At 71.4% G+C, this 20,846-nt stretch carries 24 protein-coding genes and 2 pseudogenes; 14 read left to right on the forward strand and 12 right to left on the reverse strand.

Features of this window, described 5'->3' with window-relative positions; genetic code table 11:
• The first annotated feature begins 44 nt into the window (after positions 1-44).
• Both HUT10_RS25345 and HUT10_RS25350 read left to right on the forward strand, forming a co-directional pair.
• Positions 45-815, forward strand: a complete 771-nt coding sequence (locus HUT10_RS25345) for a protein phosphatase 2C domain-containing protein (RefSeq protein WP_176173492.1) — start codon at positions 45-47, stop codon at positions 813-815.
• A gap of 52 nt (positions 816-867) precedes the next feature.
• Positions 868-1,434 (forward strand): annotated as a pseudogene (locus HUT10_RS25350) (DUF998 domain-containing protein); the annotation flags it as partial.
• Positions 1,435-1,512: 78 nt separating this feature from the next.
• On the opposite strand, the gene HUT10_RS25355 reads toward HUT10_RS25350, so the two are convergent.
• Both HUT10_RS25355 and HUT10_RS25360 read right to left on the reverse strand, forming a co-directional pair.
• A complete protein-coding gene (locus HUT10_RS25355) occupies positions 1,513-2,541 on the reverse strand; it encodes a D-cysteine desulfhydrase family protein (protein ID WP_176173493.1) in 1,029 nt (342 codons plus the stop codon).
• Between the two features lie 38 nt (positions 2,542-2,579).
• The gene (locus tag HUT10_RS25360) at positions 2,580-3,128 is read right to left on the reverse strand and encodes a dihydrofolate reductase family protein (protein WP_176173494.1); all 549 of its coding nucleotides are present in this window, start codon (positions 3,126-3,128) and stop codon (positions 2,580-2,582) included.
• A gap of 127 nt (positions 3,129-3,255) precedes the next feature.
• Between HUT10_RS25360 and HUT10_RS25365 the strand changes: the two genes are divergently transcribed.
• From HUT10_RS25365 to HUT10_RS25375, 3 genes are read left to right on the forward strand one after another with little or no spacing between them, the layout of a single operon-like run.
• On the forward strand, positions 3,256-4,632 hold the full coding sequence (locus HUT10_RS25365; protein ID WP_176173495.1) for an amidase: 1,377 nt from the start codon (positions 3,256-3,258) through the stop codon (positions 4,630-4,632).
• The gene (locus tag HUT10_RS25370; protein WP_176173496.1) at positions 4,599-5,174 is read left to right on the forward strand and encodes a TetR/AcrR family transcriptional regulator; all 576 of its coding nucleotides are present in this window, start codon (positions 4,599-4,601) and stop codon (positions 5,172-5,174) included. Before HUT10_RS25365 ends, HUT10_RS25370 begins: the two co-directional genes overlap by 34 nt.
• Positions 5,174-6,040, forward strand: a complete 867-nt coding sequence (locus tag HUT10_RS25375) for an oxygenase MpaB family protein (RefSeq protein WP_176173497.1) — start codon at positions 5,174-5,176, stop codon at positions 6,038-6,040. Before HUT10_RS25370 ends, HUT10_RS25375 begins: the two co-directional genes overlap by 1 nt.
• 263 nt (positions 6,041-6,303) lie before the next feature.
• Here the strand turns inward: HUT10_RS25375 and HUT10_RS25380 are convergent, their stop codons facing one another.
• Complete coding sequence (locus tag HUT10_RS25380) at positions 6,304-6,879, reverse strand: ABATE domain-containing protein (RefSeq protein WP_176173498.1); 576 nt, start codon at positions 6,877-6,879, stop codon at positions 6,304-6,306.
• A 54-nt stretch (positions 6,880-6,933) separates the two neighbouring features.
• Here HUT10_RS25380 and HUT10_RS25385 point away from each other — a divergent pair, with 54 nt between their 5' ends.
• The 5 genes from HUT10_RS25385 to HUT10_RS25405 all read left to right on the forward strand — a co-directional run bounded on the left by HUT10_RS25385 (position 6,934) and on the right by HUT10_RS25405 (position 11,361).
• The gene (locus HUT10_RS25385; RefSeq protein ID WP_176173499.1) at positions 6,934-7,788 is read left to right on the forward strand and encodes an alpha/beta fold hydrolase; all 855 of its coding nucleotides are present in this window, start codon (positions 6,934-6,936) and stop codon (positions 7,786-7,788) included.
• Between the two features lie 95 nt (positions 7,789-7,883).
• Positions 7,884-9,281, forward strand: coding sequence for a hypothetical protein (locus HUT10_RS25390; protein ID WP_176173500.1), 1,398 nt, complete (start codon positions 7,884-7,886; stop codon positions 9,279-9,281).
• Complete coding sequence (locus tag HUT10_RS25395) at positions 9,278-9,670, forward strand: FixH family protein (protein ID WP_176173501.1); 393 nt, start codon at positions 9,278-9,280, stop codon at positions 9,668-9,670. The genes HUT10_RS25390 and HUT10_RS25395 overlap by 4 nt, the downstream gene beginning before the upstream one ends.
• Before the next feature lie 10 nt (positions 9,671-9,680).
• Positions 9,681-10,823: a hypothetical protein gene (locus HUT10_RS25400; RefSeq protein ID WP_176173502.1), complete on the forward strand. Its 1,143-nt coding sequence runs from the start codon at positions 9,681-9,683 to the stop codon at positions 10,821-10,823.
• Positions 10,816-11,361 carry a hypothetical protein gene (locus HUT10_RS25405; RefSeq protein WP_176173503.1) on the forward strand — a complete coding sequence of 182 codons (546 nt, stop codon included), beginning with the start codon at positions 10,816-10,818 and terminating at the stop codon, positions 11,359-11,361. Before HUT10_RS25400 ends, HUT10_RS25405 begins: the two co-directional genes overlap by 8 nt.
• 130 nt (positions 11,362-11,491) lie before the next feature.
• On the opposite strand, the gene HUT10_RS25410 is transcribed toward HUT10_RS25405, so the two are convergent.
• Positions 11,492-11,746 (reverse strand): DUF397 domain-containing protein, encoded by a 255-nt coding sequence (locus tag HUT10_RS25410; RefSeq protein ID WP_003097427.1) that lies wholly within the window; start codon positions 11,744-11,746, stop codon positions 11,492-11,494.
• Between the two features lie 296 nt (positions 11,747-12,042).
• Between HUT10_RS25410 and HUT10_RS51890 the strand changes: the two genes are divergently transcribed.
• Positions 12,043-12,165 carry a hypothetical protein gene (locus HUT10_RS51890; RefSeq protein WP_303246979.1) on the forward strand — a complete coding sequence of 41 codons (123 nt, stop codon included), beginning with the start codon at positions 12,043-12,045 and terminating at the stop codon, positions 12,163-12,165.
• A gap of 4 nt (positions 12,166-12,169) precedes the next feature.
• The gene (locus HUT10_RS25415; protein ID WP_176173504.1) at positions 12,170-12,424 is read left to right on the forward strand and encodes a hypothetical protein; all 255 of its coding nucleotides are present in this window, start codon (positions 12,170-12,172) and stop codon (positions 12,422-12,424) included.
• 63 nt (positions 12,425-12,487) lie between these two features.
• Here the strand turns inward: HUT10_RS25415 and HUT10_RS25420 are convergent, their stop codons facing one another.
• From HUT10_RS25420 to HUT10_RS25435, 4 genes are all read right to left on the reverse strand, one after another.
• Entirely contained in the window at positions 12,488-13,096 is a 609-nt protein-coding gene (locus HUT10_RS25420) for a class I SAM-dependent methyltransferase (RefSeq protein ID WP_176173505.1), read from the reverse strand.
• Complete coding sequence (locus tag HUT10_RS25425) at positions 13,093-13,941, reverse strand: SAM-dependent methyltransferase (protein WP_176173506.1); 849 nt, start codon at positions 13,939-13,941, stop codon at positions 13,093-13,095. Before HUT10_RS25425 ends, HUT10_RS25420 begins: the two co-directional genes overlap by 4 nt.
• Entirely contained in the window at positions 13,913-14,764 is an 852-nt protein-coding gene (locus HUT10_RS25430) for an SAM-dependent methyltransferase (RefSeq protein ID WP_176177996.1), read from the reverse strand. The genes HUT10_RS25425 and HUT10_RS25430 overlap by 29 nt, the downstream gene beginning before the upstream one ends.
• Before the next feature lie 88 nt (positions 14,765-14,852).
• Positions 14,853-15,716, reverse strand: coding sequence for a helix-turn-helix transcriptional regulator (locus tag HUT10_RS25435; protein WP_013222333.1), 864 nt, complete (start codon positions 15,714-15,716; stop codon positions 14,853-14,855).
• Positions 15,717-15,951: 235 nt separating this feature from the next.
• On the opposite strand from HUT10_RS25435, the gene HUT10_RS25440 reads away from it, so the two are divergent.
• Together HUT10_RS25440 and gndA are read left to right on the forward strand one after the other, a co-directional pair.
• A complete protein-coding gene (locus HUT10_RS25440) occupies positions 15,952-16,872 on the forward strand; it encodes an MBL fold metallo-hydrolase (RefSeq protein WP_176173507.1) in 921 nt (306 codons plus the stop codon).
• Positions 16,873-16,957: 85 nt separating this feature from the next.
• A complete protein-coding gene (gndA, locus tag HUT10_RS25445; RefSeq protein WP_176173508.1) occupies positions 16,958-18,397 on the forward strand; it encodes an NADP-dependent phosphogluconate dehydrogenase in 1,440 nt (479 codons plus the stop codon).
• 96 nt (positions 18,398-18,493) lie between these two features.
• Here gndA and HUT10_RS25450 read toward each other — a convergent pair whose 3' ends face one another.
• The 4 genes and pseudogenes from HUT10_RS25450 to HUT10_RS25465 all read right to left on the reverse strand — a co-directional run bounded on the left by HUT10_RS25450 (position 18,494) and on the right by HUT10_RS25465 (position 20,819).
• Complete coding sequence (locus HUT10_RS25450) at positions 18,494-19,231, reverse strand: Clp protease N-terminal domain-containing protein (RefSeq protein WP_176173509.1); 738 nt, start codon at positions 19,229-19,231, stop codon at positions 18,494-18,496.
• Positions 19,232-19,283: 52 nt separating this feature from the next.
• A pseudogene (locus HUT10_RS25455) lies at positions 19,284-19,424 on the reverse strand (4-hydroxybenzoate 3-monooxygenase); the annotation flags it as partial.
• Between the two features lie 61 nt (positions 19,425-19,485).
• Positions 19,486-19,608, reverse strand: a complete 123-nt coding sequence (locus tag HUT10_RS25460) for an FAD-dependent monooxygenase (RefSeq protein ID WP_176173510.1) — start codon at positions 19,606-19,608, stop codon at positions 19,486-19,488.
• Positions 19,605-20,819 (reverse strand): NAD(P)/FAD-dependent oxidoreductase, encoded by a 1,215-nt coding sequence (locus HUT10_RS25465; RefSeq protein ID WP_176173511.1) that lies wholly within the window; start codon positions 20,817-20,819, stop codon positions 19,605-19,607. The genes HUT10_RS25460 and HUT10_RS25465 overlap by 4 nt, the downstream gene beginning before the upstream one ends.
• Positions 20,820-20,846 lie beyond the last annotated feature (27 nt).

A 20,846-nucleotide genomic window follows, 5' to 3' on the forward strand; every position in this document is an offset into this window, starting at 1 on the left:
CCGCTCAGCGCGAAGCCGCCGAACGGTCGACGTACAGTCGGGTGATGCCCGAGATCGCGATCGCCGAACGGGCCGGGGTGGGCGCCGACGGCCACCCACGCCCCACCGAAGACCACGTCGTCGTGCTGCCCAACGCCGTGCTCGTCCTGGACGGCGCCACCTCGTCGGACCCAGACCAGCCCCCAGGCGGCTGGTACGCCGAACGGCTCGCCCGGCGCCTGGCCGAAGACCTCGAAGCGGCACCGGAAGCCGACCTGACCGAGGTCCTCACCGGCGCGATCGCCGCCCTCACCGCCGAGCACGACCTGCGGCCGCAGTGTTCGCCGTCGAGCACCGTCGCCGCCGTGCGGTGGCTCGATGACCGCGTCGACGCGCTCGTGCTGGCGGACAGCCCGGTCGTCGGGTTCGGCGGCTTCGGCGTCGACGTCGTCTCCGACGACCGGCTGGCCCGGCTGCGGCGGCGCGGGATGCTCCAGACCGGCGCCGACGTCCGGCGCCGGCGCAACGCCCACGACGGCTTCTGGGTCGCCGAAGCCGACCCGGGTGCCGCCGCGCACGCGGTCCGGCGCAGCTGGCACCGCGCCGACGTCGACGCGGTGCTGCTCGCCAGCGACGGCGTGTCCATCGGCGTCGACCAGTACGAGCTCTTCGACTGGCGCGAGCTGCTCGCCGTGACCCGCGCCGACGGGCCCGACGCCGTGCTGGACGCCGTCCGCACCGCCGAGAAGCAGGATCCGGACGGCGAACGCTGGCCACGGCCCAAGCGGCACGACGACCAGGCGCTCGTCCTCGTGGACTTCAATCCCGGGGGTTAATCAGGGTCTTCCCTGATCACGGGCGGTCACGTTTCCCGAGACCCTGGAGCGCATGGGGACGGAAGCGGGGAAGCGGACGAGACCGTGGCGGCTCGTCGCGCTGGGTGCGATCGGGTGGGGCCTGTTCACCGCCGTGGTGCTGCACGTCGTGAGCTCACGCAATCCGGTGTACGACACGCTGTCGAGCTACACGGTGACCGATCGCGGCGAGGGGATGCTCGCGGCGAGCGTGCTCTCGCTGGCCATCGGCTCGCTCGCGGTGCTCGGCGCGCTGCAGGTCGCCGGTGTGCCGTTGTCGCGGACCACCCGGCTGCTGCTCGCGCTGTGGGCGCTCGGGCTGGCCGCGGCCGCGGTCTTCCCGGCCAGCTACCCCGAGGCGCCGGACCCGGTGAGCGGCGAGATCCACCTCTACGCGTGCCTGGTCGCGTTCTGCAGCCTGCCCGGCGCGGCGATCTCGCTGCTGGAACCGCTGCGGGGCCGTCCGGAACGCGCGGCGCTGGTCCACGCGATCCGGCTGACCGCGGGTGCGTTCGCGCTCTTCGCGCTGAGCTTCCTGTTCGTGCGGCTCGCCGAAGCCGGCGTGGGACCGTTCCGCGAGATCTCGGACGCCTTCCCGATCGGCGTCATGCAACGGCTGCTGCTGCTCGCCGACGTCGCTCTGCTGGGCACGCTGCTGTGGCTGGCCTCCCGGCTCGAATCAGCCTTCGACGGCCGCCGCGAATTCGGGCGCGTAGCCGTACAGGCCGGGCATGCCGCCGGTGTGCAGGAACACCACGTGGTCGTCCGAGGCGAAGTGGCCGGCCCATTCGACCAGCGCGGCGGCCACTTTGCCGGTGTAGACCGGGTCGAGCACCACGCCCTCGGTGCGCCCGAAGAGCCGTAGGGCGTCCCAGACGGCGTCGGTCGGGATGCCGTAGCCGGGGCCGAGCGTGGAATCGCCGAGCCTCGCGTGCGTGAACGGCGGCGGTTCGACGCCGAGGAGCTTGGCCGCGCCGTCGACGAGGTCGTGGAGGTTCTCCGTGGCCTCGTCGAGCGGGTGGCTGACGCAGGCGATGCCGACACCGAGGTTCCCGAGGAGCCCGGCGGCCAGCGTCACCCCGGCCGCGGTGCCGCCGCTGGCGTGCGGAACGACGAGGTGGGCGCGCTCGATGCCGCGTGCTTCCAGCTGCTTCGCGAGTTCGAGCGTCGCGCGGACGTACCCGAGCGCGCCGAGGTCGTTGGAGCCGCCGACCGGCACGGTGAAGACCTTCCGCCCCTCGGTGGCGGCTTCGGCGACGAGACGGTCGTACGTGCGGCCGGTCTCTTCGCCGTCCGCGCAGACGTGGACGGTCGCGCCGAAGAGTCTGTCCAGCGGGAGGTTTCCGCTGTGTTCGTACGCCTCGCCGTCGCGTGGCACCTTCGCGGTGAGCACGAGTTCGCAGCGCAGGCCGAGCTTCGCGCACGCGGCGGCGGTCTGGCGGCCGTGGTTGGTCTGGAGCGCGCCGAAGGTGATCACGGTGTCCGCGCCGGCTTCCCGGGCCGCGCCCAGGTGGTATTCGAGCTTGCGGAGCTTGTTGCCGCCGGCGCCGAGCGGGTGGACGTCGTCGCGCTTCAGCCAGAGGTTCCGCAGGCCGAGCGCTTCCCCGAGGCGCGGCGCGGCCTGCAGCGGGGTCGGCCAGCCGCCCAGGTCGACGCGGGGGATCGCGGCCAGTGCGGCGTCGGGGAATCCGGCGAAGTCGAACGTCATCGGCCCTCCAGGCTCGGCTTTCTAACCACTATATGGGGTTAAAGCACCTCGAAGCGAAGCTCGGTGACCGGCCCGACCTCGCGGACGCCGATCCGCCGGAGCGTGATGCCGTCGAGCTCGGGGTCGCCGAACAGCGGCAGCCCGGCGCCGAGCAGCACCGGAGCGATCAGGACGTGCACCTCGTCGGCCAGCCGGGCCCGCACGGCCTGCCGGACCACGCTCGCGCCGATCACCTTCACCGCCCGCTCCCCCGCGGCCGCCCGCGCCTGGGTGATCGCCGAAGCGATTCCGTCGGTGACGAAGGTGAAGCTGAGGTTCTCGTTCCGGGCGGGCAGCACGGCCGGCGGCGTGTGGGTGACGACGAAGATCGGGACCTGGAACTCGTAGTGGCCGGCGTACCAGTCCGGGTCCTCGGCCATCGCGAACGAGCGGCGGCCGAGGATGACCGCGCCGGTCTCGCGGATCAGGTCGGTCATCCACGCGCTGCCGGTCGACGCGGCGGGGTCGGACAGCCGGGCCGTGCCGCCGTGGCGATCGGCGACGAAGCCGTCCAGCGACATGCTCATCCCCGCGTGCACCGTGGCCATGGTTTCTCCTCACGTAGTCGTCGGTGGGGTAGACGGCCGCTCTCGCGGAAACTCATCGGGGACTAGCCGGAAACCGTCGGTATCCGGTAACGTTCGTTCGAACGAACGAGAACCTTCGGGGGCCACCATGACCGCTACGAGCCTCGACTTCACGGGCCTCACCGCCCAGGCCGCGCAGCTCGCCGCGGGCGAGGTCACCTCCGCCGAGCTCACCGCGGCCGCGCTCGGGCGCGCGCACGCGAGCCAGGCCACGCTCAACGCGTTCAAACACCTCCGTGACGACGAAGCCCTCGCCGAAGCCGTGGCCGCGGACCGGCGCCTGGCCGACGGCGAGCGCGCTCCCCTGCTCGGCGTGCCGGTCGCGATCAAGGACGACGTCGACCTCACCGGCCTGCCCACGTCCTTCGGCTGCCCCGGCGAATTCCCGTGCGCGACGGCCGACGCGCCCGCGGTCGCGCTGCTGCGCGAGGCCGGAGCGGTGATCATCGGCAAGACGAACACCCCCGAGCTGGGTCAGTGGCCGTTCACCGAAGGCCCGGCCTTCGGCGTGACGCGCAACCCGTGGCACACCGGCCACACCCCAGGGGGTTCTTCGGGCGGGAGCGCGGCCGCGGTGGCGTCGGGGGTCATCGCGGCCGCGCTCGGGTCCGACGGCGCCGGTTCGGTGCGCATCCCGGCCGCGTGGACCGGGCTGGTCGGGATCAAGACCCAGCGCGGCCGGATCCCGACCGGGGACGAGCTGTTCCACGGCCTCACCGTCCTCGGCCCGCTGGCCCGCACGGTCGAAGACGCCGCCCTGCTGCTCGACGCGGCCGCCGGGACGTCCGGCGTGTTCCGCGCGGCGGCCGGGCGCGAGCCAGGGAAGCTGCGGATCGGGCTGTCCACGCGGATCCCGTTCACCGCGACGAAGACCCGGCTCGACCCGGTCGTCGAGGCGAACGTGCGACGGCTGGCCGAATCGCTGGCCGGGCTGGGGCACGAGATCGTCGAGGTCGAGCCGGACTACGGGCTGATCGGGCTGACGTTCCTGCCGCGCTCGCTCACCGGCGTCCGCGACTGGACGCTGCGGGTGCCCGACCGGGCCGGGCTCGACCCGCGCACGCGCAGCAACGCCGGCCACGGCCGCCTGCTGGCCGGCCCGGCGCTGCGGCTGGCCCGCGCGCTCGAGCCGGGCCTGCACCGCCGGATCGGTTCCGTGTTCGGCCGCGTCGACGTGCTGCTCACCCCGACCACCGCGACCCCGCCGCCGCCGATCGGCACGTTCGACGGGCTGTCCGGCTGGGAGACCGACCAGGCCATGATCGCCGCCTGCCCGTACGCTTGGCCGTGGAACGTGCTGGGCTGGCCGGGGGTCAACGTCCCGGCCGGGCAGACGGCGGACGGGCTGCCGCTCGGCGCGCAGCTGCTCGGCCCGTCGCACGCCGAGGAGCGGCTGATTTCGCTTGCCGCGCAACTGGAAGAGGTCGAACGGTGGCCGGAGCGGCATCCCGCGACAAGCTGGTGAGCACGCGGGAGGCCATCCTGCGCGGCGCGCTGACCGTAGTCGGCGAACACGGGGTCGGCGGGCTGACGAACCGCCGGATCGTCGCCGCCGCGGGTGTCTCCCTCGGTACGTTGACCTACCACTTCCCCAGCCAGACGGCGCTGCTGCGCGAGGCGATGCTGCTGTTCGTCGAAGAGGAGACGGCGAAGCTCGGCGCGATCGTCGACGGCTACCGCTCGGCGGGTCTCTCGGTGGAACAAGCGGCCTCGGTGGTGGAGCACGTGATCGCGCAGCTGCCGTTCGGCGCGGACGAGCTCGGCGCCCACGAGTTGTACCTCCAGTCCGCGCGCGACCCCGAGCTGCAGGAAGCGTCTTCGCGGTGCTTCGCGGCGTACGACGAGCTGGCGGTGACGATCCTCAGCGCGCTGGGCGTCCCCGACCCGGCCCGGTTGGCCGGGCCGGTGGTGGCGCTGATCGCGGGGCTGCAGCTGCGCCGGTTGGCGACGGGCGAGACGGACACACCGGTGGCCGAGCCGCTGATGATGCTGCTCCGCGGAGCTTGATGGCCCGCCCGGTAGTCCGCGGCACGGCGGCGTGGAAGTACTTCGGCGACTTCCGCGACGGGCTGCTGGCCGGCCAGGTCCTGGTGCTGCAGGTGGCGCACCCGGTGGTCGCGGCGGGGGTGCGTGATCATTCGGACTACCGGTCGGACCCGTGGACGCGGTTGATGCGGACGGGCGCGTCGCTGTCGATCTACGTCTACGGCGGCGAGGCGGGGGCGCGGGTGGAAGCGGCGCGGTTGCGGGCGTTGCACCGGACGTTCACGGGCGTGGCGGACGGGCGGCGGTACAGCGCGTTGGACCCGGCCGCGTATGCGTGGGTGCATGCGACGTTGGTGAAGTTTCCGGTTGACGCGCAACGGTTTTTCGGGCGCAGTCTGTCCACATCGGAGCTTGAGGAGTATTACGCGCAGATGTGCGACATCGGGCGGATGCTGGGTGTGCGCGAGCGTGATCTGCCACCGGACTGGGCGGCTTTCGAGCGGTACTACGACTCGATGGTGGCGGGGTTTTCGGTGAATCCGACGATCGAGCAGCTCTTCGAGACGATCCGGACGGTTCCGAAGCCGGTTTCTTGGTTGCCGGACTCGTGGTGGCGGTGGCATGCGCGGATCCAGATGTTCCTGATCCGGGCCACGCTGCCGCCGGAATTCCGGGAGCGTCTCGGTCTACAGTGGACACCGCGGGACAAGCGGCGGTTCGCGCGGTTCGCTTCTGCGGTGCGGGTGTTGGCGACGCCGATGCCGGCTGGGCTGCGGACGGTGCACATGCGGTGGATCGGGAAGCTCAACGTGTGGTTTCGGGCGCATCCGCGGGTGTATCGGGCGTTGGTCCGCGGCGAAGGGCCGGGGGCGAAGCCTCGCCTCTGACCACGCCCGGGGGCGGCGGGATGCGAGGGCCGATCTCTTGTGATCGAAGGCCGAGCTCGCGTGATTGCGGGCGCATCTCGCGTGATTGGAGGCCGAACTCGCGTGATTGGCGAGGCATCTCACGTGATTGGCGAGGCATCTCGCGTGATTGGCGGGGCAACACAGAGCGGGCGAGGAGTCAAAAGCGGGTGGGGGCCGCGGGGGCGCCCCCCGTCTCCAGCGTATCGGCCGACCACGACGGAAACCGGCAGGGAAGGCGCCGGCTAGCTTGGGTTGTGCACATCTCGCCTTGCCTGTGGACCGGTGCGCGCGTAGTGGGCCCGGGCCTTCGCGCGGTTTCCGCACCGGGACATCGAGCACCACTGGCGGTTGCGGCGGGGTGATGCGTCGCTGAACCGCAAGCCGCAGTCGTCGGCCGCGCATACTCGGACCTCTGCGTCGCTCGTGGCCAGGTCGATTGCGTCCGCCGCCAGGGTTGCGAAGGCCGCCGCCACCGGGTCCTTCGGGGCCGGGACCTCTCGGCGGAGCCCGTCGGCCGTCAGCGCCAAGCGGGGTGGGGGTGCCGGTGCCGCCGCTGCGGCGTTGTTGACCAGCTCGATGTCCATCTTCGACAACTCCTCCGGCGGCAGCAGCACCCGGTCGATCGCCTCCCGCAGCGCCTTCGCCGCCAGCACGTTGCCCGCCGTCACCGGGACCGGGCCCGTTGTCAGCCCCGCCAGTGCCAGCCACTCCGCCAGCGCCTCCGGCCCGGTCAGCAGCTCCACACCGGACTCGTGCCGGCTGCGCATCGTGTTGACCAGATCGAGGCACGGCCGTCCGCCGTCGAAGACCCACTCCATGCCGGTCATTCTAACCCTTGCCTACGGTTAGAAGCAGCGCTACCGTCTAACCTCATGCACCGGTTAGAAAATATGGCCACCGTGAACGGCATCCGCATGCACTACCTCCGTGCCGGCGACGGCCCACCGCTGTTCCTGCTGCACGGCTGGCCGCAGACGTCGCACTGCTGGCGCCGGGTACTGGCGCCGCTCGCCGAGACGCACACCGTGATCGCCCCCGACCTGCGCGGCTACGGCCGCACCGACAAACCGGCGACCGGCTACGACAAGCGCACGATGGCCGCCGACGTGGCCGCGCTCGCCGAGCACCTCGGGTTCACCAAGACGGCCGTCGCCGGGCACGACCGCGGTGGCCGCGTCGCCCACCGCTGGGCCCTCGACCGCCCGGACCAGGTCGAACGCCTCGCCGTGCTCGACATCGCCCCGACCCGCGCGATGTGGCAACGCCTCGACGCCGGCATCGCCAAGGGGTACTGGCACTGGCTCTTCCACCTCCAGCCCGACCTGCCGGAACTCCTCGCGGGCCAGAACATCGCCGCCTACCTCGGCTACTTCTTCGAGCGCTGGACATACCAGCGCCACGCTCTCGACGCCGAGGCGCAGGCCGAGTACGTCCGCGCCTTCTCCCAGCCCGGCGCCCTCCGGGCCGGCTTCGACGACTACCGCGCCTCCTTCCCCGACGACGCCGAGCTCGACCACGCCGACTTCGCCGCCGGGAAGCGCCTCACCCAGCCCCTGCTCGCCCTCTGGGGCGCGAACGGCCTGCTCGGCTCGCTCCCGACGCTCGACATCTGGCGCGAGTACGCCGACGACGTCACCGGCGAAGCCCTCGCCGAGTGCGGCCACTTCCTCCCCGAGGAACAACCTGCCGAAGTGGTCGACCACCTGCGGAAGTTCCTCGACCCCTGAGATGCCAGGGGCCTCCGGTCCCCCGAACTGGGGACCGGAGTTCCCTCGCCGCCGTGACGCGCCCCACCGGTTTCGCCGGTTAGGTTCACGTCACAATGGGGAGCAAATCGAAAGCGGCGCTGCTGATGCTGCTGGCCACCTGGGGGATCCTGGCCGGCGGCGGGATCGCGTACGCCGACGGCGCACCGACGGGCACCGACATCCAGGTCGCCCAGACACTCGGCGCCCGCGAACTGACCGTGATCATCCGCCGCGTCGACACGACGCCGTCGCCGCTGCGGGTCGACGTGGTGACGCACCAGGGCACCGCGCCCGGCACGCTGCACCTGGCCGTCGCGGCCGACGGTGTCCCGAGTTCGCGCGCGGACGTCGTCCTCGGCGCGACACCCGGTGTCCACCCGGGGAATCTCCAAGTCGACAAACCGGGACCGTGGGAACTCTCGCTGAGCGACGACACCGGGCAGCGGGCCACGATCCCGTTCATCGTGCCCGCGCGGGTGGTGCCGCCGTGGGAGAAGGCGGCCTACGGCGGGTTCGTCGCGGCGGGCGCGTTCCTGCTCATCGCCCTGGTCGTCGGCGTGCGGGCCCGGCGGACCGCGTTCGCGCTCATCCCGGGCGCCGGCGTGGTCGCCGCGATCGCCGTCGCCGTCACCGGTGCGCTGCTGTCGGCGAGCACGCCCCCGCCGCCCGCGCCCGGCAGCCAGCTGGACCCGACCTTCGACAACGTCACCGACCCGTACGCCGCCGCCCGCTTGTCCACAGTGGATTACTCACGGCCGCCGGTGAACCTCGCCGTCGCCGCGGAACGGGACGGCCTGCGGCTGCGGCTCACCGACGGCGCCACCGGCCGCCCGGCCGACGACCTGCTGGTGCGCGACAACGCCCTCGTCCACCTGGTGCTCGTTTCGCCGTCCGGGCGGCTGAGCCACCTGCACCCGGTGCGCGTCGGCCCCGGCGACTACCGCGTCCACGTGAGCGATCCGGAGCCGGGCACCTACGCCGTCGCCGCGGAACTGGCCCGGCGCGGCGGCGGCGTGCAGCTGGTCCGGTCCACTGTGGACCTCCACGGCATCGCCGCACCCGCGCCCGAACCGCCCGCCGCCGGCCCGCGGACGGTCGACGGCACCCCGGTCGAACTCACCGTCAGCTCCGGCACGCCGACGACCATCACCGCCCGCTTCCCGGCCCAGGACCTCCAGCCGTGGCTGGGCATGCTCGGCCACCTGATCATCACCGGCCCGATCGACGGGCCGGTCGGGGAAAGCGCCGCGAAGGCACCCACCTGGGCCCACGTTCACGCGATGCTCCCGCCGGTCGCCGGCCAGCTCGACCGTCCTGATGAGACAGTCGCTGCGTACGGGCCGGACGTCGGCTTCACCTACACCTTCGCCCAGCCCGGCCGGTACCGGATCTGGCTGCAGGCCGAACGCGGCTACCGGGTGCTCACCGTGCCCGCCGTGGTCGACGTCCCGGCGACGGGGGCGGGCCGATGAGGCGCCCGACGTTGCTGATCGCCGTCGTCGTCCTGGTCGTCGCGGCCGGGGCCGCGTGGCTGCTGTGGGGCGGCGGTGCCGCGAAACCCACCACCCAGCAAGCGGTTTCCGGCCCGTACACCGTCGAGTTCTCCGCAGAGCAGCCCCGAATCGGCGGCAACACGTTCGCGGTGGCGGTGACCGGACCCGCGCCCGACACCGTCACGGTCGCGCCGGTCATGGCGCAGATGGGACACGCGTTCCCCCCGGTGCCCGCCGGGCCGGACGGGCCCGGCCGCTTCCGCGCCACCGGCGTCGGGCTGCCGATGGCCGGGCAGTGGGAGATCACCGTTTCGCTGCGCGGCCCCGGCGGGCCCGCGCAGGTCGTCTTTCCCGTGTTGGTCAAGTAAAGGAGGGGGCATGGATCTCACCGCATCCGGCGTGCGCGCCACGTCGGTGCCGAAACAGGCGCGAACGGGGTTGCTGCCGGCGAACGTCGTGCTCGGCGGCTCGCTGCTGTCACTGGTCGGTCTCACCTGGGACATCCAGTGGCACGACGACGTCGGGCCGGACACGTTCTTCACGCTGCCGCACCTGTTCCTGTACGCGGGCAGCGCGGTCGTCGGCCTGGCGAGCCTCGCCGTCGTGCTGCTGACGACGGCGGCGCGGCGCGCGGGACGGCCGGTCGACCCGCGGATCGGCGGGCGCGTGGTCAACGTGTTCGGCCGGACTTTCGCGGCACCGCTGGGCTATCTGGTTTCGGGCGTGGGCGCGGCGACGTTCCTGCTGTACGGGCTGTGGGACCAGTGGTGGCACGGGCTCTACGGCTTCGACGCGGTCATCGACTCGCCGCCGCACATCGGGCTGCTGCTGGCGATCACGGTGTCGCTCATCGGCACGACCGCGGTGTTCGCCGCGGCGCGCGAACACCGCTGGGGCCGGCTCGGCACGCTGGCGTCGCTGACCGTGCTGCTCACCTTCGGGCCGGTGCTGGCCCTCGGGTTGCAGCAGGTGCCGAACGACTACGCCGACCCCGTGGCGATCGGGACGTCGATGATGGCGGTGCTGCTGGTCTCCGTCGGCGCCGGGTTCACCCGCCGCCCGGGCGGGGCGGTCGGCACCGCGGCGATGGTCGCGGCCGTGCAGGCGGTCTTCTGGTGGTTCTCGCCGTGGGCGGCGCAGGCGTACGCCGACCTGGTCGGCCTGCCGATGCGGGACGCGGTTTCCGGCGTGCCGGCGATGCCGTCGCTGGCGCCGATGGCCCTGCTGCCGGTGGCCGCGCTGATGGAGCTCGGCTACCTCGCCGGACGACGGCGAGAGTGGCGCGCAGGCCGGGTGTCCGTGGTCGCCGGCGGGCTCGCCGGGTTGCTGCTCGGGCTGAGCCTGCCGCTGCAGCGGGCCCTGCTCTACACCGGCGCGCACGTGCCGCCGGCCGGGTACCTGACGACGACCGCCGTGCTCAGCGCGGCACTGGGGCTGCTCGGCGGGTTCGCCGGGTGGCGGTTCGGCGGGATGCTCTGCCTGCTGGCGCCCGCGAAGAAGGGGGAAACCGCTGATGCGTAAGAGTTTGTTCGCCTTGGCCGCCGTCGCCGGGCTCCTGTTCGCCACGGCCGCGCCGGCGAACGCCTACGAGCCGGTCAACATCGTGCACACCGAGCGGGTGCAGGCCGGGCCGTACGGGCTGACCGTCGGGTTCAGCACCTGGCCGCTGAAAGCCATGCAGTCACTGGACTTCACCTTCATCCCCGACGGCGGGATCGAGGGCAAGTCCGGCACGCTCGCCATGTCCGGCCCCGACGGCGCCCAGCGCCGGGCCCAGCCGCTGGTCCGGCACCCGCGCAAGCGCGAGGTGTGGGGGCTCGACGTCCGGTCGATGCCGCGGCCGGGTGACTGGACGTTCCGCTTCACGGTCAACGGCCCCGCCGGCTCCGGCACCGGCGAGCTGCGTGCGCTGCCGGTGCTGGAACAGCCGGGGCCGCCGATGGGCTTGAGCTGGGCGATCAGCACGCTCCCGCTGATCGGGCTGGTGGCGCTCGTCGTGGTGGCCTGGCGCCGGACCCGCAGCCGCTTGCGCGGCGGCGAGCTTCCGGCAATCGGGTGAGATTCCCCTCACATCGGGTGCCCGGACGTATTCCGGCGGTCGCGAAGGCCTCCTTCACCGTGGAGAGCGGGGAAGGGGGCCTTCGGCATTGTTCTTCCGCAGCACGGTCCGGACGCCGGTGATCGCCGGTTCAGGCGGGCAGGTCGAACTGCCCGGCCTTGACGGCGATCAGGAACGCTTCCCACTCGGCGGTGTCGAACACGAAGACCGGGCTGGTCGCGAGCTTGGTGTCCCGGACGCCGATCACGCCGTCCCGGCCCAGGTTGACCTCGACACAGCTGCCGCCGTTGGGCTCGCTGGCGAACGACTTCTCCCAGGCGGCCTCTTCGAACATAGACACGGCCGTGTTCGGATCGTAATCCGCGAACGACGGATAATCCGCCATGGGTCGTACCTCCGAGGATCGATGGGGGGCGCGGTCGTGACCTGGTCGAAGGCACCCGCTCCCGGCTACTCAGTGTCTCAATGGAGCAAGCCACAGGGCCAAGCGGGTGATCAACTGGGTCCGGCCTCGACATGAAGATTATTCCAGGAGTAGGATTAATCGCATCGGCCGGGGCGCTCGTGTCGGTGAATGACTGCCTGCTCGCGGCGGGCGGTCGTCGGGGCGGGCCGAAGCGTTGAAGGACCCCTTGCCGTAACCAAGCCAACCACCGCAGGACCTCATGGGGGAGGAACAGCGTGATCGTCGAGGAAGGTGCGCCGCCCGGCGCGCTCACCGTGACCGAGCTGGTCCGAACTCCGGATGCGGAAGCGTTTTCCCTGCGAGACGCCGAAGCAGCGCGACCAGAGCTGGGGGTGTAGACGAATGGCAGTCCGGGTGAACTCGCTCTTCCGCCGCGAGGACGAAGAACACCGTGGCCGCCGGGGCATCGGGAACGAGCTGCGGAACCGCTTCGGCTTCAGCCTGATCCAGGCCCCGCTGCGCAAGACCACGACCTGGGCCACGGACCAGGACCTCCCGCTGCGGCGCCACGCCGACGGGGTCCGGACCACCCGCCCGCTGGAAGCTTCGATCGACCTGGCACCGTTGCTGCGCGGCCGCATCGGTTCCCGAGCCTGAACTGCCGCACCACCACCGAAGAGCCCCGGTTTCCTGCGGAACCGGGGCTCTTGCCGTCCGCGGCTACGGTTTCCGGAGCAGCAGGCTGCCGTGCCGCAGCGGCCGCTCGTCCGGGCCCGGTTCCCGCAGCACCCGTCCCACCTCGGTGAGGCCCGCCGCGGCCGCGATGCCCGCCAGTTCGTCCAGCGGCCAGCAGTAGGCCGTCGTCACCTTGTGGTCGAACGTCGTCCGCGGACCACCGCGGGATTCGAAGCACCCCAACAGAACGTGACCACCCGGCACCAACGTTCGGGCGAATTCGGCGAAGTACCCCGGCAGCTCCGCCGGCGTGGTGTGGATCACCGAGTACCACGACAGGATCCCGCCGAGCGAAGCGTCCGGCAGGTCCAGCGCCGCCATCGAACCCACTTCGAACCGCAGGTCCGGGTGGGCGGCCCCGGCGAGCGCGACCATCGCCGGGGACAGGTCGACGCCGAACGCGTCGAGCCCCAGCGAACGCAGGTGCGCGGTGAGGTGGCCGGGTCCGCAGCCGAGGTCGGCGACCGGGCCGCGGCCGCGCACGGAATCCGCGAACGCGGTCCAGACCGCCCACTCCAGCGGGTGCCTGTCCCAGACCTCGGCGGCGAATTCCGCGTACTGGACGGCGACCGCGTCGTAGGCGGCCGCCGTCACGGCTTGCGGCCGAGGCCGCAGAGGTGGCCGACGAACGCCGGGTCGTTCGCGAGCTTCTTGGTGGCCCGCGACTCGATTTCCTCCGGGTGCCACTCCGGCAGGTAGACGATGCCCGGCTCGACCAGCTCCAGCCCCTCGAAGAAGGACGTGAACTCCGCCCGGCTGCGCAGGTGCAGCGGGGTGCTGGACTGGTTGTACTGCTTCATGATCGACTCGCGGCTCTCCGCGTCGGCCATCTCCTCCAGTCCGTCGCTCGTCAGGTGCGAGGACAGGAAGTACGAGCCGGAGGGCAGCAGCGACAGGTACTTCTGGATGGTCTGGGCCACCGGCTCGTCGGCGCCGAGGAAGTACAGGACGCCGACCATGATCAAGCCGATCGGGCGGTTCGGGTCGAGGACACCGGTGTCGAGCGCGCGCTTCCAGATGTCGGCCGGGTCGCGCAGGTCGCCCTGCAGCACCGCGTGCCGCCCGGCGACGCCCTCCTTCTCCAGCAGGATCTGCGAGTGGGCCACGGCGACCGGCTCGTTGTCGACGTACACGCACCGGGCGTCCGGGTTCACCGCGGTCGCGACCTCGTGGACGTTGCCGACCGTGGGGACGCCGGAGCCGAGGTCGAGGAACTGGTCGATCCCGTTGCGCGCCAGGTACCGCACGCCGCGGCCGAGGAAGTCGCGGCCGACGCGGGCGACGGTCTTGATCATCGGGAAGGTCTTGACCGCCTGCTCCCCGAACTGCCGGTCGATGGCCCAGTTGGCGTCGCCGCCGAGGAACCAGTCGTAGATGCGGGCGGCGTTCGGCCGGTCCAGGTCCACGCCTTCAGGGGCTTCGGGGTCCTGCGTCGTCATTGCGTCCTCCAGGCTTGCGGCCGACACCGCCGACCACGCTCGCGAGGGGGACCGTGGCGGCGCCGGGCTCGGGACGCCACTCTCCCACAGGCACGATCCCGGGCTCGATGACGTCGAAGGTACCGAAGAAGGCGGCAATCTCGTCGAGGGACCGGGAAACCGCGGGCGAGCTCGACCGCTCCGACAGCTTCACGAGCTTCCGGATCTGCTCCAGCTCTTCGCCGTCGACGCCGGACTCGGTCGCGTGCGAAAGCACGTACGCCGACCCGGGCGCCAGCAGCGTCCGGTAGGCGCCGATGGCTTCGCGGACACCGGTGACGTCCGGCAGGAAGTGCAGCACCGCCACGGTGAGCAGGCAGATCGGCCGGTCCGGGTCGAGCACGCCGGTGTCGAGCGCGGCGTCCCAGACGTCGCCGGCGTCCCGCAGGTCGGCGTGCAGCACGGCGTGCCGCTCGGGGTCGCCTGCTTCCTCGAGCAGCATCCGGGCGTGCGCGACGGCCACCGGCTCGTTGTCGACGTAGACGCACCGGCTGTCGTCGCTGTGGTCGTCGGCCACCTCGTGCACGTTGCCGGACGTCGGGATGCCGGAGCCGAGGTCGAGGAACTGGGTGATGCCCTGCCCGACGCAGTAGCGCACCGCCCGGCCCAGGAAGTCGCGGTTCGCGCGGGCCAGGGTCTTCGCCAGCGGGAAGACCTTCAGCGCCTGCTCGCCGTACTGGCGGTCGATGGCCCAGTTCGCGGTGCCGCCGAGCGCCCAGTCGTAGATCCTCGCCACGTTCGGCCGGTCCAGGTCGACGGCGTCGGGCAGGAAGTCGGGGTCCACGGTGTCCACTTCCGGTGGATTCAAGCGCAACAGAGTGACTCTACCGAAAGTTGTTCACCGGTCGGGACAGCTGCCGCCGCCATTCGCCCTATTGGAGCTGCTGCATCTGCGCGCGGTAACCCTCTGCAAGCTCCTTGAGGAACTGCCGGGTCTCCTGCCGCTCCAGCGCGGCACCGCGCAGCCTGTCCCACGAGTCGACGAAGATGTTGAAGTCCTTGACGTCGTCCAGGTACAGCCCGCCCGCGGAGTGCTCGATGTAGACGAAGTCGCGAGTGCGGTCCGGGAACCGCATGATCGTGAAGTCGTTGGGCACCGCGGCCAGCCGCGCGCCGAACGGCAGCACGTGCACGTAGACGCGCGGGTGCTTCTCCAGCGAGAGCAGGTGCTCGACCTGGTCGAGCATCACCGCCGGCGCGTACCCGCCGGGGGCCCGGCGCAGCGCGCCTTCGCTGATGATGAACCGGTAGTAGGGCGGCTGCTGCTGTTCGAACACCGCCTTGCGGTCGAGGCGGTTGCGGACCAGCGACGTCACGTCCGTCGCGCCGGCCTCGGTGAACTGCTTGAGCATGTAGTGCTCGGACTGCAGCGGGCCCGGGATGCGCTCACCGTGCCAGGTGAGGATCTCCGCGGCCGCGGGCTCCAGGTCGGTGAAGGTGCGGAACCAGTGCGGCACCACCGAGCGGTAGCCGGACCAGTGGCCGCGCTGCCCGGCGGCGGCCCGCGCCAGGTTCATCAGCGTGTCGGCCTCTTCGCCGTTGATCCCGAACGCGTTCAGCATCGATCGCACATCCCCGAGTTTCACCCCGACGGCACCGGACTCGATCTTGTTGACCTTGCCCTGGGTGCAGCCGAGGACCTCGGCGACCTGCTGCTGTGTCATCCGCGCCGCGGTGCGGGCATGCCGGAGCTCGTTCCCGAGCTGCTTCCGGCGCGAGGTGACGGTGCTGGCCATCGCCCTGCTCTCCCGGACCACTACCAAGCAACGGCGGCCACCGGCCGCCGTCGCACGCGAACTATCGAACCCACCCAGGTTAGTGCTTAACCTTGCGGATCTCGATGATGACATCGCGCAGCGTTCCAGGAAACGTCGCAGATTGCCAGTCACCTGCGCTATCACTCGCCTGGACCAGCGAAATTCCGAATTATTCGGCCAACCGGCGGAGCCTGCTCTCGGGCATAGTGACCCCGTGACCGATCGTTCGCCCTCCGCCGCCGCCGTCACCCGGCTGGCCGACCAGGTCCACGGCTACGTCCAGCCGGACGGCTCCTGGTACATCAACAACTGCGGGTTCGTCGACGCCGGCGACCACACCGTGCTGATCGACACCTGCTCGACCGAGCGGCGCACGCGCGCGCTGCTCGCCGCGGTCGAAGCGACCACCGGCAGCCCGGTGACGACGCTGGTGAACACCCACCACCACGGTGACCACACCAACGGCAACTACCTGGTCGAGGGCGCCGCGGTGGTCGGCCACCGCAAGACGCGTGAGCTGCTGGTCGCCGAAGGCATCCAGACGTTCGAGGGCGTCTTCGTCGGCAGCGACTGGGGCGAACTGCGGTCCCGGCCGCCCGAGATCGTCTTCGACGACCGGCTCACGCTGTACGCCGGCGACGTCGAGATCCAGCTGATCCACCCCGGCCACGCGGCCCACACGACCAACGACGTCCTGGTCTGGCTGCCCGCCCAGCGGGTCCTCTACGCCGGTGACCTGGTGTTCCACGGCGGCAGCCCGTTCGCGCTGATGGGCTCGGTGGCCGGGTGGCGCCAGGGCCTCGACATCATCCGGGAGCTGTCCCCCGAGGTGATCTTGCCTGGTCACGGGGGTCCGTGCGGGCTCGACGTGGTGGACAAAGTGGACGAATACCTCGGGTTCGTCCAGAAGACGGCCGAGCGCGGGAAGGCCGCCGGGTTGTCGCCGCTGGAGCTGGCGAAGGAGACGGACCTCGGCGAGTTCGCGTCGCTCTCCGAGCAAGAGCGGCTACCCGGCAACCTGCACCGGGCGTACGCCGAACTCGACGGCGCCGAGTGGGGCGCGGAGATCGACCTGGTCGCCGCGATCACCGACATGCTCGCCTTCAACAAGGGACCCATCCGCTGCTTCTCCTGAACTAGGTGAGCTGCTCCTCCGTGGCCTCCCATGAGGCGTCGATCGGACTAGTGTCTGAATCGAGAGAGACTTCGGAAGGATTCGGATGAGCAAGAAGGCGAGCATCGGGGTCACCGGCCTGGCGGTCATGGGCCGCAACCTGGCCCGCAACCTGGCCCGGCACGGCCACACGGTGGCCCTGCACAACCGGTCCGAGGAGCGGACCCGCGCGCTGGTGGAGCAGTTCGGCGACGAGGGCGACTTCATCCCGGCGTACTCCGCGCAGGAGTTCGTCAACGCGCTGGAGCGGCCGCGCCAGGTCGTGATCATGGTCAAGGCGGGCGGCCCGACCGACGCCGTCATCGAGGAGTTCGCGCCGCTGCTCGAAGAGGGCGACGTGATCATCGACGCCGGCAACGCGCACTTCGCCGACACGCGCCGCCGCGAGAAGGCGCTGCGCGAACGCGGCCTGCACTTCGTCGGCAGCGGCGTCTCGGGCGGCGAGGAAGGCGCGCTGCACGGGCCGAGCATCATGCCCGGCGGCTCGAAGGAGTCGTACGAGTCGCTCGGCCCGCTGTTCGAGGACATCTCGGCGAAGGTCGACGGCGAGCCGTGCTGCACGCACATCGGCGCGGACGGCGCCGGCCACTTCGTCAAGATGGTGCACAACGGCATCGAGTACGCCGACATGCAGCTGATCGCGGAGTCGTTCGACCTGCTGCGCCACGCCGGCGGCTACTCCCCCGCCGAGATCGCCGACGTGTTCCGCACCTGGAACACCGGGCGGCTCGACTCCTACCTGATCGAGATCACCGCCGAGGTGCTCGCGCACGTCGACCAGGCGACCGGCAAGCCGTTCGTCGACGTCGTCGAGGACGCCGCCGAGCAGAAGGGCACCGGACGCTGGACGGTGCAGATCGGCCTCGACCTCGGTGTCCCGATCTCGGGCATCGCCGAAGCCGTCTTCGCGCGTTCGCTGTCCGGGTCCAAGCCGCTGCGCGCGGCGGCCCGCGGGCTCGGCGGCCCTTCGGCGGCTCCGCTGTCCGGGTCGTCGCTGGAGCGCTTCGCCGACGACGTCGAGCAGGCGCTGTACGCGTCGAAGGTGGTCGCGTACGCGCAGGGCTTCAACCAGATCCAGGCAGGCGCGACCGAGTACGGCTGGGACATCGACCTCGGCAAGGTCGCCTCGATCTGGCGCGGCGGCTGCATCATCCGCGCGAAGTTCCTCAACGACATCACCTCCGCCTACGCCGAGGAGCCGCAGCTGCCGACGCTGCTCACCTCGGGCGGCTTCCGCAAGGCGGTCGAGGACGCGCAGGACTCGTGGCGTTCGGTGATCTCGACGGCGGTCCAGCTCGGCATCCCGACGCCGGGCTTCTCGACGGCGCTGGCGTACTACGACGGCCTCCGCGCCGACCGGCTGCCGGCGGCGTTGGTCCAGGGCCAGCGCGACTTCTTCGGCGCCCACACCTACCGCCGGGTGGACCGCGAAGGCTCGTTCCACACGGCCTGGGCCGCCGACGGCCGCCCGGAGTCCGAAGCCTGACCGGCCGCTGCTCTGACCGGGAAGACCCCCTGGTCCCACCCGGTCAGAGCAGCGTCACCAGGACCACCGCGAGCAGCGCGGCGGCCAGCAGGAGCCTCACTGCCCCCGGGCGGCGAGGAGTTCCGCCAGCACCTCCACGATCTTCGCCTCGGCCTTGTCCTTCTTGACCCCCAGGCCGTCGAGCACCTCGAAGCCACTGCCTTCGCCCTGTTCCAGCAGGGCCAGCAGCATGTGCTCGGTGCCGATGTAGTTGTGCCCGAGCCGCAGGCCTTCGCGCATGGTCAGCTCGAGGGTCTTCTTGGCGGCGGCGGAGAACGGGACCACGTTCGGCACCGGGTCGACCGGCTCGGGCAGCCGCGCTTCGGCGGCTTCGCGGACGGCGTCCAGCTGCACGCCCTGGGCCAGGATCGCCCCGGCCGCCAGCGCGGCGGGCTCGGTCAGCAGGCCCAGCACGATGTGCACGGTGTCGATCTCCGGGCTGGCGTGCGTGACAGCCGCCTTCTGGGCTTCGACGACGACGTGTCGCGCGCGGTCGGTGTAGCGGCCGTAGACGCGCTCGATGTTCCCGCTCAGGTCGCCACCGGGATCCACCTTCGGCACGAACCGCTTCTGGGCGGCCTGTTTCGTGACGCCCATGCTGGCGCCGATCTCGGTCCAGGACGCCCCGGACCGCCGGGCCTGGTCGACGAAGTGGCCGATCAGGTGGTCAGCCACCTCGCCGAGGTGCTGGCCCAGGTAGACCGCGTCGGTCAACTGGGCCAGGGCGTCGTGGTCGTGGTTGCTCTTGATGGCGTTGATGAGGTCGTCGAGCTTGACGTTGAAGGGCAGGGTCATACCGTCAACTGTAGGTTGACGATCTCTTTGCGTCAACCAAGAGTTGACGATCTCAGGCGAGCGGCAGCCCGACGTAGTTCTCAGCCAGGCTCGTCGCGGCCGCGTGTGACGACGTCGCGAAGCGCAACTGCGACAGCTGCAACTGCCGCGTGAAGCCATCCGCGTGCGGGTCGGTGTGCAGCATCGTCGTGATGCCCTTATCGAGGTCGGGCCTTCGCACAAGGTGAACTCGCCCTCGAATTCGAGCCGCGCGGTCAGCCGTACTCGCGGTCGCGGGCTTTCAGGACCACGCAGTCGATCCCGGCCCAGTGCAGCAGGAACGACAGCAGCAACCCGGCTGGGCCGGAACCGATGACCGCGACCTGCGTGCGCGTCACGCCGCTCGTGACTTCAGGTGCGCCTTGAGGTCGAAATCGCTCGCTTCGAGGTCGGCGTACGCGGGTTTCGGCTCGGCCGTGAACAGGCGGCGCGCCGCGATGTGGTCGGCGGGCCGGTTCACCGACTCGACCGCGATGAGGACGTCGTCGCGGAAGGACAGCACCGAGAACTTGCCCGCGGCCGGGTCGCCCGCGACCACCGTGCGGTCGGCGCCCGAGAGGATGCCGGCGATCTGCAGCTTGGCGCCGGCCTGGTCGGTCCAGAACCAGGGCAGGCTGGCGTACGGTTCCGCGGTCCCGGTGATCGCCGCGGCCACGCACCGGGCCTGGTCGACGGCGTTCTGCACGGACTCCAGCCGGGTCTCGGCGCCTGCCTGCACGCACGGGAAGTTGGCGCAGTCGCCGATGGCGAAGATCTTCTCGTCCGCCGTCCGCAGGTGCGCGTCGACGACGACGCCGTTGCGCACCGGCAGGCCTGCCGCCTCGGCCAGCGAGGTTTCGGGCACCACGCCGACGGCGACGACGACCAGGTCGGCGGGCAGCCGGGTGCCGTCGGACAGCTCGACCTCCCGCACCCGCGAGTCGCCGTGGAGAGCCGCGACACCCTGGCCGAGCACCACCGTGTGCCCGGCGTTGCGGTGCAGGTCGGCGAAGTACGCGGAGATCTCCGGCGTCGCGACCCGGTTGAGCAGGCGGTCCTGCATCTCGACGATCGTCACCGGGCGGCCGGCGTGCGAGGCGAACTCCAGCCCGATGAACCCGCCACCGGCCACGACGACGTGCTCGGCCCGTTCGAGCGACTCGCGGAGCCGGTCGGCGTCGTCGCGGGTGCGCAGGGTCAGCACGCCCGGGAGGTCCGCGCCGGGCACCGGCAGCGTCCGGTTGCGGGCGCCGGTGGCCAGGACGAGGAAGTCGTAGTCCAGTTCGCGGCCGTCTTCGAGCCGGACCTTCGCCGCCGCGCGGTCGATTTCCGCGACCCGGCCGGAGACCAGCTCGATGTCCTTCTCGGCGAAGAAGTCCTCACCGCGCAGGTGCAGCTGCTCGAGCCCGGCCGTCCCGGCCAGGTAGGCCTTCGACAGCGGCGGCCGCTGGTAGGGCACGCCGGGCTCGTCCCCGACCAGCACGACCCGGCCGGCGAAACCCCGGTCCCGCAGCGAAGCCACGGCCTGGAACCCGCTCTGACCGGCACCGACGACGAGCACGGTGGTCATTCCTTCTCCTCACCCCATCCGGTTGCC

Source organism: Amycolatopsis sp. Hca4 (assembly GCF_013364075.1).
In the GTDB taxonomy this organism is placed as follows: Bacteria; Actinomycetota; Actinomycetes; order Mycobacteriales; family Pseudonocardiaceae; genus Amycolatopsis.